Raw genomic sequence first — 14,854 nt, forward strand, 5'->3', positions numbered from 1 at the left:
GGGCCGCAATCAACTTCCTCTTTACAGCACACCCGGATACGCGCCGCCGTCGATCAGCAGACTCTGTCCCGTGATGAAACCGGACGACTTGGCGCAAAGGAAGGCGCAGGCATCGCCGAACTCGTGCGGCTCGCCGAAGCGTTTCGCGGGTATCCGGTCACGCGCGGCTGCGGCGGCTTCCTCGACCGAGACGCCATTCTTCTCCGCATTGAAAGCGTGCACGCCTGCCAGCCGCCGCGTGTCGAACAGGCCGGGGAGCAGGAAGTTGATCGTGACGTTGGCGTGCGCGACCTGCCGCGCGACCCCTGCCAGAAAACCGGTCAGCCCGACCCGTGCGCCGCTCGACAGATCGAGCCCGGGTATCGGCGCCTTCACCGATCCCGAGGTGATGCACACGATCCGTCCGAAGTGGCGCTCGATCATCCCGTCGATCACCTTCTGCACCAGCCGGATCGGGGTGACCATGTTGGCATCGACGCCGGCGTGGATCGCGTCGCCGTCAAGCGCACGGAAATCGCGCAGCGGCGGACCGCCGTTGTTATTGATAAGGATGTCGACCTGCCCGCCGGCCGCGTCGATCAACGCCGTCTGGACGCGCTCGTCGCCGACATCGCCCGCGACCGTGAGAACGGTTGCGCCATCGTCGCGCAGCGCAGCGGCGGTCTGCTCCAGCGCTGCGGCGTCGCGGCCATTGAGGATCACCGTGCACCCCGCCTCCGCCAGAGCGGTCGCGCACGCCCGGCCGAGACCGTGGCTGGATGCGCACACGATCGCCGTCCGTTTCGTCAGCCCCAGATCCATCTCGGTCGTCCTTTCCTTTGCCGTCAGCCCGGCAGCTTCCAGTCCCAGCCGAGCGGATCACCGTCCATTACCTCGACGCCGCTGCTCGCGAGTTCGTCGCGGATCGCATCCGAGCGCGCGAAATCCTTGGCAATGCGCGCTTCCTTCCGATCGGCGAGGCGCGCCTTGATCGCCGCCTCGTCGATGGTGGCCCCGGCCGGGCGCACCCGCAGGGCCGCACGATCGAGCTGCGCCAGATCGAGCCCGAGCACCTCATCGAACGCCAACAGCGTGGCGAGCCGATCGTCCGCCGACAGTTTCTTATCGCCAAGCAGCGCATCCAGTACGGGCAGCGTCCGGGGCGTCGCCAGATCGTCGCTGATCGCGGCGTCCAGCTGGGCGATATAATCAGCCGAGCGTGCACCACCGCCCGCAGTGCTCCGGCTACGCAAGCCTTCGACCGCATGGACCCAGCGCTTCAGCCGTACCTGCGCCGCGGTCAGATTCTCCCACGAGAATTCCAGCTCGCTGCGATAATGCGCCTGCAGGCACATCAATCGATAGGAAAGGGGATGGAAGCCCCGCTCGATCAATCGAGAGAGCGTAAGGAACTCGCCCGAAGATTTGCTCATCTTTCCCGCGCGATCGACGAGAAAGTTGTTATGCAACCAGAACGTCGCGCCGGTGTCGGCGCATTCGCAATGCGCCTGATTTTGCGCGATCTCGTTGGGATGATGGATCTCGCGGTGGTCGATCCCGCCGGTGTGAATGTCGAACGCCGGACCGAGATATTTGGCCGCCATCACCGAGCATTCTAGGTGCCAGCCGGGTGCGCCGCGGCCCCAGGGCGAGTCCCATTCCATCTGCCGCGTCTCACCGGGCGGCGTGGAGCGCCAGATCGCAAAATCCTGCGGGTGCCGCTTGCCCGCGACCGTGTCGATCCGCCCCTGCGCGGCATCGTCGGCCGCTCCCGCCAGCCGGCCGTAATCGGGCACGGTGGTCGTATCGAAATACAGGCCATCTTCAAGCTGATAGCAGTGACGATCGGCGATCTTCTCGCCCCACGCGATCATCTCCGCCACGTGATCGGTGGCGAGCGGCATATGCGTCGGTGTGCGGATGTTCAGATCGGCAAGATTTTGCTTGAAGGCCTGGGTGTAATGCCGTGCGATCGCCCAGATATCGCGTCCACTCGCCCGCGCCGCCGCCTCCATCTTGTCATCGCCTGCGTCGGCATCGGACGTCAGATGCCCGACGTCGGTGATGTTGATGACATGCGTGAGTGGCCAGCCCTTCGCCGCGATCGTCCGGCTCAGCGTGTCGGTGAAAACATAGGCGCGCAAATTGCCGACATGCGCATAATGATAGACGGTCGGTCCGCACGAATAGATGCGGACGTTACCGGGATCGAGCGGCGCGAACGGTTCGAGCGCGCGCGAGAGGCTGTTGTAGAGGATCAGGGGAACGCCGGTCATCCCGCGCTCTTAGTCCGCTGACCCCGCCACGCCAACCGTCCGTGGACGTTGCGGCGTTGCAACACTTGCGCGCGTGATGCGCTTGCTGTTCCGCATCGAGCAGCAGCAAGGAGCCATGCGTGACGAAGATTGCCGTCGTTCAGACCACGACCGGGATCGATCCTGCCCGGAACGCCGCCGCCCTGGTCGCGGCGATCGAGGAGGCCGGCGCGTCCGGTGCCGCGATGGTCTTCACGCCGGAAATGTCGGGGCTGCTCGACCGCGACCGCGCCCGCGCAGCGGACGCGATCATGCGCGAGGGCGATGATCGCGTCCTCGTCGCTGTGCGCGAGGCGGCGGCACGCGCCGGAGTGTGGGTCCATCTCGGATCGCTGGCTCTGCGGCGGCCTGACGGGCGGCTCGCCAACCGCAGCTTCGTGATCGACGCGGTCGGCAACATCCGCGCCCGCTACGACAAGATGCACCTGTTCGACGTCGATCTGCCGACCGGTGAAAGCTGGCGCGAGTCGGCGAGTTATGCTGCCGGCGATCGCCCCGTGGTGGTCGGCACGCCGCTGGGGCGCATGGGCCTGTCCATCTGTTACGACATGCGCTTTCCCGACCTGTATCGCGCGCTGACCGATGCCGGCGCGCAGATCCTGTCGGTGCCGGCCAGCTTCACGCGGCCGACCGGGGTGGCGCATTGGCACGTCCTGCTGCGCGCCCGCGCGATCGAGGCGGGAGTTCATCTCGTCGCCGCCGCGCAGACCGGCGTGCATGACGACGGTCGCGCCACCTATGGTCATTCGCTGGTCGTCGATCCGTGGGGCGAGGTGCTGCTCGACATGGGTGAGGCTCCGGGCATCGGCTATGCCGAGGTCGACGCCGCGCGCGTACAGGATGTGCGCAGCCGCGTGCCCGCGCTCCAGCATCGCCGCGTGGTGACCGCGCCGATCGTGATCGCATGAGCATCAGGGAGTGAACGCTTGCGGGGCTGGGCACTTGCTGCTAGGGCCGGTGTGTTCGGCGCGAGCCTCGCTCGCCGCCGCATTACCTGTTTGATCCGGAGTTGAAGGTTCCAATGCAGATCATCGTTCGCGACAACAATGTTGACCAAGCCCTTCGCGCGCTCAAGAAGAAGCTGCAGCGTGAGGGCGTGTATCGCGAAATGAAGCTGCGCCGCCACTACGAGAAGCCCTCGGAGAAGCGTGCGCGTGAGCGTGCGGCGGCGGTGCGTCGTGCGCGCAAGCTGGAGCGCAAGCGTGCGGAGCGTGACGGCGCGCGGTAAGGCGCCGCGTCCGCCCGTTTCTGCCAGCGCGTCGCCGCGGCGGCGCGTGCTAGCCTGAGGTTGCCCGCTGATGTCGACTGTCACCGCCGTTCCGATCCCTCCCGTCCGGCGCGCCTATGTGCTCTGGCTGGTGGCGGGGTTGCTGATCGCCCTGGTGGCAGGCGTGGCATTGGCGCGCGCCGGCAGCACTGGGGTCGTGACGACGCCCTCCGGGCTGCGCTATCAGGTGCTAAAGGCCGGCGAGACCAAGACGCCGTCGCCGACCGAGACCGACGTCGCGCTCATCAACTATGAGGGGCGTCTGGTTGACGGCACCGTCTTCGACAAGTCGCAGCAGCCGACGCCGCTGCCCGTCGCGGGCGTCGTTCCGGGCTTCTCCGAGGGCCTGAAGCTGATGCACAAGGGCGCGAAGTACCGGTTCTGGATCAAGCCGGAACTCGGCTACGGCGACCGCGCCAACGGTCCGATCCCCGCCAATTCGACGCTCGTCTTCGACGTCGAACTGCGCGACTTCCTCCCCGAGGCGACCGTGCGCCAGATGCAGATGCAGCAGAGCATGATGGGCGGAATGCCGGGCATGGGTGGTGCAGGTGGTCCTGCTGGAGCAGCGCCCGGCGGGCGTTGATACGGGTTCCTCCGGGAACAGGTGAGGGCGGCCTGAGGGTCGCCCTTTTAGTTTGTGGACTGGACGACTGCTTCACAGGCCGCTGAAGCTCGATCGGGCGTGACGTCGAGGGGGACGTTTGCTGGAAGCTAGTTCAGGCTACCATCATATAAGGTCCGTCACTGCGAGCCCAGCGAGGCGATACAGGGTTGGATCAGGACGCTCTGGATTGCTTCGCTACGCTCGCAATGACCGATAGAGGTATTCAAGGTCGCGACTGCGAAGCGATCACCATCGCAGCACGTCTCTACGAGGGAAGTGATCCGCTCAGGACACCTTGGTAGCGTCAGGCGTCGGCGTTGCCACCGGCTCCTCGCGTCGACGAACCCCATCCAGCGCACTTGGCCCACGCAGCACCGGTGCGCCGGTGGGAGTCGCGACCGGCACCACCTGCCGCCGCATACACAGGCCCGGCCCGGTACGTGGGAATTCGCGACAATTCCACAGCTCGCGTTCCAGTCCGGCGCCCTGATCGTGCAGATAGCTGAACGACATGCTGGCCATTTGTCCCGGCGTCATCGCCGTGCCGGCCGGCAGCATCGTCCGGTCGGTCCAGCCAAGAAATTTGCACTTCGCACGCGTGCCGCAGGCGGCCTTGGCGAGTGCGGGATAATTCTCCGGCGCGCCTTCGGGTAGCAGCGCCGTGAAGCTGTCGGGCTCGCCCGGTACGGTGCTCGTTGCCACCGGCACGACACTCGCGGTGCCCGGCGTAGCGGCCGCAATTGCGACAGCGGCTTCGGCCAACGCACCGCCCAGTCGATGGACCGGCGAGATGTCGGCCAGCCCGGCGATCACCGGCTCGTCGCTCGATACACTGCGTCGGAACGCGGCGGGCGTGCCCCACCAGCCGGTCCAGCGGAAGAAAAGGTGGGTGTGAACTTCGGCGAGTTTGTCGAGGCTCGCACTCCAATAGGGCACAACCCAGTCGGTGTGGTAATGCGTGGCATAGCCGACCTTGCCGAATACCGCCCCGTTCAGCGCCTTCGTCGCCACCTGGCGCGCGCGCTCCCATGCCGGCTCGGACGGGTGTCGCGCCAGCGCGCCATCGCAGGTGAAGGTGAACTGGCAGCCGGTCGCGCGTTCCTGCCCCTGAAACACCACACCGCACACCGTCTTTGGAAAGGCGGGATGACGCAACCGGTTGAGCACCACCTGCGCGACCGCCTGCTGCCCGACCGGATCGTCACCGGCCTCATACCACGCCGCCGCGGCCAGGCAGTCGGTCGCCCGCGCGCGCTGCGTGTCGTCGCCCGCGAACAGGAAAGGACGCGCCGCCGGGCGCGGGCCGCGCACAAACGGGATCGCCGCGTTGTAGACGCGCGCGTCCTCCGGGGTCAGGTCCTGCAACTCGACCGGCTCGACCGTCGGAACCTCGGTCGCGGCGACGACTCGCTGCGGGCGCTTCACCTTCGCCGCGATCGCGCGCGGCACGTCGGGCGCCCGACGCGCGACCAACGCGGGCACCACGAGCGCCGACGCCGCGATCCCGCCGAGGACCGCGCGCAACCTCCAGCTCAGATCGGACAGATCAATTCTCCGGCAGGAAGTCCGGCACCGACAGATAACGCTCGCCGGTATCGTAGTTGAAGCCGAGCACCCGCACGTCGTCTGGCAGATCGGGCAGCTTCTGGAGGATCGCCGCCAGTGTCGCGCCGGAGGAGATGCCGACCAGCAGCCCTTCCTCGCGCGCCGACCGCCGCGCCATGTCCTTGGCGACGGCGGCATCGACCTCGATCACACCGTCCAGCGCCTGCGTGTGCAGGTTCGCGGGGATGAAGCCCGCGCCGATCCCCTGGATCGGGTGCGGCCCGGCCTGACCGCCGCCGATAACCGGGGACGCCTGCGGCTCCACGGCGAAGACCTTCAGGCTCGGCCATTCCTTCTTGAGCACTTCTGCCACGCCGGTGATGTGCCCGCCGGTGCCGACGCCGGTGATGAGGACATCGATCGGCGAGTCGCGGAAATCGTTCAGGATTTCCTGCGCAGTGGTGCGAACGTGCACGTCGATGTTCGCCGGATTCTCAAACTGCTGCGGCATCCACGCACCTGGGGTCTGCTCGACCAGCTCAAGCGCGCGTTCAATCGCGCCCTTCATGCCCTTCTCGCGCGGGGTCAGATCGAACTCGGCGCCATAGGCAAGCATCAGGCGACGGCGCTCGAGGCTCATGCTCTCGGGCATGACGAGAACCAGCTTGTAGCCCTTGACCGCCGCGACCATCGCCAGCCCGATACCGGTGTTGCCGCTGGTTGGCTCGATGATCGTCCCGCCCGGCTGCAACGCGCCCGACGCCTCCGCCGCCTCGATCATCGCCAGCGCGATGCGGTCCTTGATCGAACCGCCGGGGTTCGCTCGCTCGGACTTGATCCACACTTCGGAGCCGGGAAACAGCTTGTTGATGCGGATGTGCGGCGTATTGCCGATCGTCTCCAGGACGTTCTGGGCCTTCATGGCTGCGCTACTCCATGTTGTGGTTCGATATCGAGAATGTCGGGCGGATCAAAGGTCCGCGCGCGGCGGAGTTCCGGAAACAGCCGCGACCAGAGCAATGTCACCGCGATCGCGCCGACCCCGCCGAACACGACCGCGCCGACCGGGCCGAGCAACGAGGCCAGCAGCCCGCTTTCCGCCTCGCCCAGTTCGTTCGAGGCCGAGATCGTGAGCTGCGACACCGCGCTGACCCGGCCGCGCATCGCGTCGGGGGTATGGAGCTGGATCAGCGAGGTCCGGACATAGACCGACACCATGTCCGCCCCGCCCGCCACGATCAGCGCGATCAGGCTGATGACGAAATCGACATGGATCCTTCCGCCCACGCCGACCTGCGTGACGCCGAACAGATCGGTGACCTGCGTCGCGACGCCGAAGGCGAGGATCGCGAGCCCGAACACGACGACCGCCGCAAGCATCTTCACCCCGACGTTCGACTTCATCGGGCGGAACGAGAACCAGATGGCGGTCGTGCCCGCACCGATCCCCATACCGGCGGCGAGGAAGCCGAGACCGCTCGCCCCGACATGCAGAATATCGCGCGCGTAGATCGGCAGCAGCGCAGTCGCGCCGGCCAGCAGCACCGCGAAGAGATCCAGCGTGATCGCAGCCAGAACCAGTCGGTTACGCCGCACATAGGAGAAACCGTCGAGGATCCGCTGGATCGGCTGGCGGTCCTTCTGTGCGGCCGGCTGCGGCACCTTGCCGATCAGGAACATCGTGCCGAGCGCCAGCGCCAGAAGCGCCGAGATCACGCCATACGCCACATCGGGATGGATCGCGTACAGCAGCCCGCCGATGCTCGGCCCCGCCACCGTGCCGAACTGCCACGCGATCGACGAGATCGCGATCGCGGTGGGCAGGCTTTCCTTGGGGACGAGATTCGGCGCCAGCGCCGAATAGGCCGGCCCGGAAAAGGCACGCGCGATTCCGATCAGCACCGCCGCCCCGAACAGGAACGGCAATGAAAGATTACCCGACCACGTCAGCACCCCAAGCGTGGCGGCGTTGAGGACCAGCAGCGCGGTCGTTCCGCGCACGATCCAGCGCCGGTCGACGCTGTCGGCAACCAGCCCGACCACCGGGGTGAGCAGGAACAGCGGAATGAACTGCACCAGCCCGATCATGCCCAGCATGAAGGCGGCGCCGCGGATATCCATCGTCTCGCGCGCGATGCCGTACACCTGCCAGCCGATGATGATCGCCTGCGCGCTGATCGCGATCGTCCCTGCGAAACGCGACAGCCAATAGGCGCGGAAGTTGGCGATCCGCAGCGGATGCAGCGGGGCAGACGAAGGGGTCGGCGCACTCATTGACGCCGGCCTAGACCGGGCCCCAATCCCTTGCAAGCCGGTGGGGTTTGCAGTCTGTGCCGTGCCGTGGCTATAGGCCGCTACGTCTTTCAAGAAACGAGGTAGTGTCCATCGTGGCAAAAGCCCCAGCAGCACGCAGCGAAGCACCGGCTGCCGACCCGCAGAAAACGAATCGCGAGCGTCCCGCCGAGCCGCGTCCCTATGAGGCGAGCAAGGACGAACTCCTCAAATTCTACGAGGACATGCTGCTGATCCGCCGCTTCGAGGAAAAGGCCGGGCAGTTGTACGGCCTGGGCCTGATCGGCGGCTTCTGCCACCTGTACATCGGGCAGGAGGCGGTGGCGGTCGGGCTGCAATCGGCGCTGACCGAGAAGGACTCGGTCATCACCGGCTACCGCGACCACGGCCACATGCTGTTGTGCGGGATCCCGCCCAAGGACGTCATGGCGGAGCTGACCGGGCGTCAGGCCGGCATCTCGAAGGGCAAGGGCGGCTCGATGCACATGTTCAGCGTCGAGCATAAATTCTACGGCGGGCACGGCATCGTCGGCGCGCAGGTGTCGCTCGGCGCGGGCCTCGCGTTCAGCCACAAGTACAACAACGACGGCGGTGTGTGCCTCGCCTATTTCGGTGACGGCGCGGCCAACCAGGGTCAGGTGTACGAGAGCTTCAACATGGCCGAGCTCTGGAAGCTCCCGATCATCTTCGTGATCGAGAACAACCAGTACGCGATGGGCACCAGCGTCAACCGCGCCTCGGCCGAGGATCAGCTGTATCGCCGCGGCGAGAGCTTCCGCATCCCCGGCATTCAGGTCGACGGCATGGACGTGCTGGCGTCGCGCGGCGCGGCCGAAGAGGCGCTCGCCTGGGTCCGCGCCGGCAAGGGCCCGATCATCCTCGAGATGAAGACCTATCGCTATCGCGGCCACTCGATGTCCGATCCGGCCAAGTACCGCTCGCGCGACGAAGTGCAGGCGGTGCGTGACAAGTCTGACCCGATCGAACACGTCAAGAAGCTGCTGACCGAGGGCCACGGGGTCAAGGAAGAGGACTTCAAGGCGGTCGAGCAGCGTATCCGCAAGCAGGTCGCCGAGTCGGCCGATTTCGCCGAAAGCACGCCGGAGCCGGATCCGGCCGAACTGTATACCGACGTTCTGGTGGAGAAGTACTGAGATGGCGATCGACATCAAGATGCCGGCGCTGTCGCCCACCATGGAGGAGGGCACGCTCGCCAAGTGGCTCGTCAAGGAAGGCGACACGGTGAAGTCCGGTGACATCATGGCCGAGATTGAAACCGACAAGGCGACGATGGAGTTCGAGGCGGTCGACGAAGGTACCGTCGCGAAGATCCTCGTCGCCGAGGGGACCGACGGCGTGAAGGTCGGCACCGTCATCATGCAGCTCGCAGGTGAGGGCGAGGACGCCGGTGCGGCGACCAAGGACGATTCGCCCAAGGCGGATGCGGCAGCGGACGAGAAGAAGGCCGACACCGTCGAGGATTCGGCGCACCCCGCGCAGGAGAAGGTCGACACCGGTGCACGCCAGCTGTTCGAGGCGGCAAGCCACAAGGCCGAGGTCACCGATCCGGCGATCCCGGCCGGCACCGAAATGGTGAAGGTCACGGTCCGCGAGGCGCTGCGCGACGCGATGGCCGAGGAAATGCGTGCCGACGAGCGCGTGTTCGTGATGGGCGAGGAAGTCGCGCAATATCAGGGCGCGTACAAGGTCACGCAGGGCCTGCTCGACGAGTTCGGCGACAAGCGCGTCATCGACACGCCGATCACCGAATATGGCTTCGCCGGTGTCGGCACGGGCGCGGCGATGGGCGGATTGAAGCCGATCGTCGAGTTCATGACCTTCAACTTCGCAATGCAGGCGATCGACCACATCATCAACTCGGCCGCCAAGACCAACTACATGTCGGGCGGGCAGATGCGCTGCCCGATCGTGTTCCGCGGGCCGAACGGGGCGGCTAGCCGCGTCGGCGCGCAGCACTCGCAGAACTATGGTCCGTGGTACGCCTCGGTGCCGGGGCTGATCGTGATCGCGCCCTATGACGCGGCCGACGCCAAGGGCTTGCTCAAGGCGGCGATCCGCAGCCAGGACCCGGTCGTGTTCCTCGAAAACGAGCTGCTGTACGGCCGTTCGTTCGAGATCCCGAAGCTCGATGACTGGGTGCTCCCGATTGGCAAGGCGCGGATCATGCGCGAGGGCAAGGACGTGACGATCGTCAGCTATTCGATCGGCGTCGGGCTCGCGCTCGAAGCCGCCGAGACGCTGGCGGGCGAGGGGATCGAGGCGGAGGTCGTCGACCTGCGCACGCTGCGTCCGCTCGACAAGCAGACCGTGCTAAAGTCGCTCGCCAAGACCAACCGGCTGGTGGTGGTTGAGGAAGGCTGGCCGACCTGCTCGATCGCCTCGGAGATCGCCGCGATCGCGATGGAGGAGGGCTTTGACGACCTCGACGCGCCGGTGCTGCGCGTCACCAACGAGGATGTGCCGCTGCCTTACGCCGCCAACCTCGAGAAGCTGGCGCTGATCTCGACCGACAAGATCGTCAAGACGGTCAAGAAGGTCTGCTACCGCGGCTAAGCTGCCGCCGCGCCTCTCCGCCGTCGATCAGGTGGCGGAGAGGTGCGCGGCATCGCACAGCCGGCGCTGCGCCGTCGTCATGTCCGTGGTGTTGCTGAGATCCTGCGTCGATCGGTCGCGTACCGTGAACGACTGCAGCGACGTCAGTTCCTTGGGCGCCATGAACCCCATGCCGACGATCGGCTTGTAGGTGTAGCGCAGCTCGGCGAAGATCAGCGCCGAATTGTCGACCGGCTTCACCTTGTTCGTCGCCGGCCCCATGCCCGCAGCGAGCGTGGCATCCGTCGCTCCGGCTCCTTCAAGGCCATAGGACGACGTAACGTTCTTGGCACCGAAACAGCGCTGCCAGGTGATCTTGTAACCAGCCTGCGTGCCCGTCAGGCCGTTGCTCTCTACAGTCGAGACGATCACGCGCCCCTGTTGGCCGAAGTCGATCCCGCTGCCGGCAAAGGCGACGCCGGTCATCACCTCGTCCACCTGCGCCTCGTCGATGCTGCCGCGGTAGCGCGCGACATTGTCCGCCACCATCATCGCCAGCTGGTTCAGCCGCAGCGTCACCACTGCCAGATTGGCGATCTCGATCCCCGTCAGTGCGATCGGCAGCAGGAACAGCAGCGCCAGCGCAAACTCGATCACCGCCACGCCGGAGCGATCGTGACGCAGCGCTCGCAGCATGACGCGCGCGTCGGTCACGAGCATCGCACCCGGATTTGCTGATCGCCATACGGCTGATTGCGGATCAGCGTCCGCGCATCGACGATCGTATCGGGCCCGAGGCCGATCGCGCGCGCCAGCGGAAACAACCGCGGTACTTTGACGATGACGTCGTAATAGATCACGTCGTCGGCGGTACCCATGTCGTCGCCCCCGCCGAAGGTGGCGTCGTAGCGGCCGTTGTTGTTGCGATCCTCATAGCAGTCGGTCGAATTGTACTGCCCCACCGGCGCAGTGTCGGCGACGATCCGCTCGCCTTTCCCGATCGAGGCGAAGTTGGTGTAGCTGAGCGGCGTGACCGTCACCGCCGCCGGATCGTCGCGGCTTCCCGCGGGCAGGATCGTGCGCACCTCGGCGCGGATCGCCGCTGCCACCTGAGCCTTGGTGGTGCTGGCGACCGTCGCCTTGCGCGCCGCTCGCTCCATTGCGCCATTGGTGAGCGCGCTGAGATAGACCTGATAGCCGAGATCGAGCGCGCCCATCAGCAAGGTAAGGAACGGAAGCACGACCAGGCCGAACTCGACCAGCGTCGCACCGTCCGATGCGGGAAGCAACGCGCGCAGGGGCCGGCGATGCAGGCTCACGACGACAGCCGCAGTCCGCCGATCGTTTGTGCGATCTTGGCGAAGGTTTTTCGCAGGCTCGCCGTGTCGCTGGCGATCGCCCAATGATCGCGATCGGTGGCGCAGGCCTTCAATTCATCCGATAGCCCTGAGGAGAAGCCGACGATCCAGATGATGAAGCCCTTTTTCTTCATCTCGTTACAGATGATCTGGGTGCGGCGAAGGTGGCTTTGGTAAACGTCACCGTCACTCGCGGTCGGCGGTGCGACGGCATTGTCCGCCTGCACCTTGTTCATCACGCTGTTAACCCCCCACGCATCAGGTAGGTACGAGGTTGGAGCCAGCGTACCGTCGGTCATGAAGACGATGTGTCGTGATACCTGATATCCTCCCGGCGCGACGGAGTCGGCGTTCGTCGCGCTGAAAATACCGGTGGGTGACAGAAAGCGGGCACCCCACATGAGGCCGATGTCATGATAGGTCTGCCCGCCGGCTGAAAGGTCATCGACATAGGCGTCGAAGGTCGCGGAACTCTTGGTCGAACTCACATAGTCCGATGTATATTGAGTCAACTCACCCGCCTCGCGCGGACAAGCGGCGCTGCGATAAAGCCGGTAAGTACTGGTGGCACTATCCTTGTAATGGCGATTTCCCGCCAGCGCCTCGGTCATCGCGGGCTTCCAGCGCGTAGCGTCGCTGTTTGGCTTCAAGTCGATCTGCAAATCATAGGCCAGCGCAGGCACCACCAAAGGAGAGCTGGCGTTGATATTCTGCACAGTACTTGCTTCACGAATGCAACCATCCCACGCAAAGGTGGACGGAGCGCCATCGTTCCACCCAGTAGGCTTCCCCGACCAGAACGCCGGATTTGCAAGTCTGTTGGTGCTTTGTACCCATTTGCTGGCATCCAGCGTGTAAACCGTTGGCGACCAATAAACATACTCACAGTTGGAATTATTGTAGCATCCCGTGAGCACCTCTCCGGTGCGAGAGGGATACTTGATCTGCGCGGTGCCTGTGCCGCCTGCGATATACGAAGCACTAAGTTTGTAGACGATGCGACCGACATTTACGTTCGAGGAATATGGCATGAAGCCATAGCGGATCCTTCCCGGCCCCGTTGCCGGTCCGGGCCCCAGCGCTTTGTAGAAGTCCTTCACGGCCTGCTTCAGTCCATCGAGTTTAGATGGATTGGAGCTGCTGACTGTTCCGCCGATAGGCGAGTCATTCATCGACCCCGTCACGTCCAAAACGAACATGACATCCGTATTTGGAATGTTCAGTTCCGCCTGACACGTCGTGCTCACCGGAATGCTGCCGAAGCCGAACATCCGCATCAGCGTCGTCGGCATCGAGAGCGAGGCACGGCCGACCACCACGCCATTGGCGCCCTTTTCGTACACAGCGGTGACCTGTTCGGCCGCATAGGTGCCGGCGGGAAAGTTGAAGCGGAAGAACTCGCCGGCCTTGGCCTTTTCGGCGTCGGTGAGTTGCGTGACGTTCGACATCGCCTTGCGCCCTGCGAGCGCACCGGAATCGCATGCCTGTTGCAGCCGTGTATAGGCCATGTAGGTCCGGCTCGCGTCGATCGCGCCGCCGACCATCGCCAGCAACGGGATAACCGCGAACGCCGCCATGATGGCGACATTGCCGGCCGCATCGCGCAACAATCGGGATAGGGCACGCGAAAGGATGAACGGCACGCGCGGTTTCTCGTTACGAACGGTCGGCGAAGGCACGAAGCCATGCGGCAGGAATGGGTAAGGGCACCTCAATCGAGATGGTTAATTCCAACTTCACTGACCCGGAACGGTGGTTGGCGATGACCTACGCCCGGCCGGCGCATCGTCCTGCGCTCGATGCCTTGTGGTCGCTCGACGACAAGCTCGCCAGCATCCTGCGCGCCACGCGGGAGCCGATCGTCGGGCAGATGCGGCTGACCTGGTGGCACGAAGCGCTGTCCGCGCTCGACGATGCCGCGCCGCCCGCCGAACCGGTGCTTCAGGCACTGGCGCGTCATGTCGTGCCGCAGGTCCCCGGACGGTGGCTCGCAACCCTCGTCGAGGGCTGGGAGGCGCTGCTGGAGCCGACGCTCGACGCTCCCGCGATGCAGGCGCACGCCGTGCATCGCGGGAGCGGGTTGTTCACGGCGATGGCAGCGGCGATCGGTGTCGACGATCCGGCGATCGCCACTGCGGGGGCCGGCTGGGCGCTCGCCGATCTCGCGGGGCACCTGAAAGCGCCGGCGGAGGCGGACCTCGCCCGGACAATGGCACGCACCACGCTCGCGAAGACCGCGGGGTTCCGCTGGCCGAGCGCCGCACGCGCGATCGGTGCGATCGCGCGTGCGGCGTCGCTCGATCTGGAAATCCCGCCCAAACCGCGCGGGCACCCGGCGCGCGCGGCGCGATTGTTGTGGCTTCGGGTCACCGGACGCTGATCACCATCTTGCGCGGCACTGCGCCGACGCTAGCGTGCCGGCGGTCGGGGCAGGGGGCAGGCGGTATGTGGCGGTATCTGGTCGGAGGCGTGGCGGCGCTGTTGCTGGTCGGGGCAGGATGGCTGATCTTCAACGGCGAGGCGCATTCCGACGCGCCGCCGAACGCCGTCGGTGCTGCGCAGACCGGCGAGGCGGCCGCACTAAAGGAAACCGACGTCCCGTCGCTCCCCGAGGCACCTGCGCGCAGCCGCGAGCAGAAGCGCTTCGGCCGCTACGACAAGGATCGCGACGGCCGGATCACCCGCGACGAATATCTCGTCCCGCGCCACAAGGCCTTCGCCAAACTCGACACCAATGGCGACGGCCGCCTCAGTTTCGACGAATGGGCGATCAAGACCACGACCCGGTTCGCCGACGCGGATCGCGATCGCTCCGGCGCGATGGATGCCGCGGAGTTCGCGACTACAGCGCCGAAACGCAAAGCGCCGCGGCCGACCTGCCGCTGCGAGGACACACCCAAGCAGGACGACTGATCAGTCGACCGTATCGTCGTGGCGC

At 65.8% G+C, this 14,854-nt stretch carries 15 protein-coding genes; 7 read left to right on the forward strand and 8 right to left on the reverse strand.

The window, feature by feature from the left end:
- Positions 1-21: 21 nt before the first annotated feature.
- Positions 22-801, reverse strand: coding sequence for an SDR family oxidoreductase (locus SPHPH_RS0105610; RefSeq protein ID WP_028965804.1), 780 nt, complete (start codon positions 799-801; stop codon positions 22-24).
- Between the two features lie 23 nt (positions 802-824).
- On the reverse strand, positions 825-2,255 hold the full coding sequence (gene cysS / locus SPHPH_RS0105615; protein ID WP_028965805.1) for a cysteine--tRNA ligase: 1,431 nt from the start codon (positions 2,253-2,255) through the stop codon (positions 825-827).
- A gap of 119 nt (positions 2,256-2,374) precedes the next feature.
- Between cysS and SPHPH_RS0105620 the strand changes: the two genes are divergently transcribed.
- From SPHPH_RS0105620 to SPHPH_RS0105630, 3 genes are all read left to right on the forward strand, one after another.
- A complete protein-coding gene (locus tag SPHPH_RS0105620; RefSeq protein WP_028965806.1) occupies positions 2,375-3,202 on the forward strand; it encodes a carbon-nitrogen hydrolase family protein in 828 nt (275 codons plus the stop codon).
- A 113-nt stretch (positions 3,203-3,315) separates the two neighbouring features.
- Complete coding sequence (gene rpsU, locus SPHPH_RS0105625; protein WP_007404630.1) at positions 3,316-3,522, forward strand: 30S ribosomal protein S21; 207 nt, start codon at positions 3,316-3,318, stop codon at positions 3,520-3,522.
- A gap of 70 nt (positions 3,523-3,592) precedes the next feature.
- On the forward strand, positions 3,593-4,147 hold the full coding sequence (locus SPHPH_RS0105630; RefSeq protein WP_028965807.1) for an FKBP-type peptidyl-prolyl cis-trans isomerase: 555 nt from the start codon (positions 3,593-3,595) through the stop codon (positions 4,145-4,147).
- 306 nt (positions 4,148-4,453) lie between these two features.
- Here SPHPH_RS0105630 and SPHPH_RS0105635 read toward each other — a convergent pair whose 3' ends face one another.
- From SPHPH_RS0105635 to SPHPH_RS0105645, 3 genes are read right to left on the reverse strand one after another with little or no spacing between them, the layout of a single operon-like run.
- Complete coding sequence (locus SPHPH_RS0105635; protein WP_156025846.1) at positions 4,454-5,692, reverse strand: cell wall hydrolase; 1,239 nt, start codon at positions 5,690-5,692, stop codon at positions 4,454-4,456.
- Between the two features lie 22 nt (positions 5,693-5,714).
- The gene (gene cysK / locus SPHPH_RS0105640; protein ID WP_028965809.1) at positions 5,715-6,635 is read right to left on the reverse strand and encodes a cysteine synthase A; all 921 of its coding nucleotides are present in this window, start codon (positions 6,633-6,635) and stop codon (positions 5,715-5,717) included.
- Entirely contained in the window at positions 6,632-7,987 is a 1,356-nt protein-coding gene (locus tag SPHPH_RS0105645; RefSeq protein WP_028965810.1) for an MFS transporter, read from the reverse strand. The genes cysK and SPHPH_RS0105645 overlap by 4 nt, the downstream gene beginning before the upstream one ends.
- A gap of 113 nt (positions 7,988-8,100) precedes the next feature.
- On the opposite strand from SPHPH_RS0105645, the gene pdhA reads away from it, so the two are divergent.
- Positions 8,101-9,159 (forward strand): pyruvate dehydrogenase (acetyl-transferring) E1 component subunit alpha, encoded by a 1,059-nt coding sequence (gene pdhA / locus SPHPH_RS0105650; RefSeq protein WP_028965811.1) that lies wholly within the window; start codon positions 8,101-8,103, stop codon positions 9,157-9,159.
- 1 nt (position 9,160) lies between these two features.
- Positions 9,161-10,579: a pyruvate dehydrogenase complex E1 component subunit beta gene (locus SPHPH_RS0105655; protein ID WP_028965812.1), complete on the forward strand. Its 1,419-nt coding sequence runs from the start codon at positions 9,161-9,163 to the stop codon at positions 10,577-10,579.
- Between the two features lie 27 nt (positions 10,580-10,606).
- Here the strand turns inward: SPHPH_RS0105655 and SPHPH_RS19030 are convergent, their stop codons facing one another.
- From SPHPH_RS19030 to SPHPH_RS0105670, 3 genes are read right to left on the reverse strand one after another with little or no spacing between them, the layout of a single operon-like run.
- On the reverse strand, positions 10,607-11,278 hold the full coding sequence (locus tag SPHPH_RS19030) for a hypothetical protein (RefSeq protein ID WP_051272862.1): 672 nt from the start codon (positions 11,276-11,278) through the stop codon (positions 10,607-10,609).
- A complete protein-coding gene (locus SPHPH_RS0105665) occupies positions 11,269-11,877 on the reverse strand; it encodes a TadE/TadG family type IV pilus assembly protein (protein WP_051272863.1) in 609 nt (202 codons plus the stop codon). The genes SPHPH_RS19030 and SPHPH_RS0105665 overlap by 10 nt, the downstream gene beginning before the upstream one ends.
- Positions 11,874-13,559 (reverse strand): pilus assembly protein, encoded by a 1,686-nt coding sequence (locus SPHPH_RS0105670; protein ID WP_156025848.1) that lies wholly within the window; start codon positions 13,557-13,559, stop codon positions 11,874-11,876. The genes SPHPH_RS0105665 and SPHPH_RS0105670 overlap by 4 nt, the downstream gene beginning before the upstream one ends.
- A 77-nt stretch (positions 13,560-13,636) precedes the next feature.
- Here SPHPH_RS0105670 and SPHPH_RS0105675 point away from each other — a divergent pair, with 77 nt between their 5' ends.
- Together SPHPH_RS0105675 and SPHPH_RS19035 are read left to right on the forward strand one after the other, a co-directional pair.
- Entirely contained in the window at positions 13,637-14,296 is a 660-nt protein-coding gene (locus tag SPHPH_RS0105675) for a squalene/phytoene synthase family protein (RefSeq protein ID WP_028965815.1), read from the forward strand.
- A 65-nt stretch (positions 14,297-14,361) separates the two neighbouring features.
- On the forward strand, positions 14,362-14,829 hold the full coding sequence (locus SPHPH_RS19035; protein ID WP_037489210.1) for an EF-hand domain-containing protein: 468 nt from the start codon (positions 14,362-14,364) through the stop codon (positions 14,827-14,829).
- Positions 14,830-14,854 lie beyond the last annotated feature (25 nt).

The sequence above is a fragment of the Sphingomonas phyllosphaerae FA2 genome, assembly GCF_000427645.1.
Lineage (GTDB): Bacteria > Pseudomonadota > Alphaproteobacteria > Sphingomonadales > Sphingomonadaceae > Sphingomonas > Sphingomonas phyllosphaerae.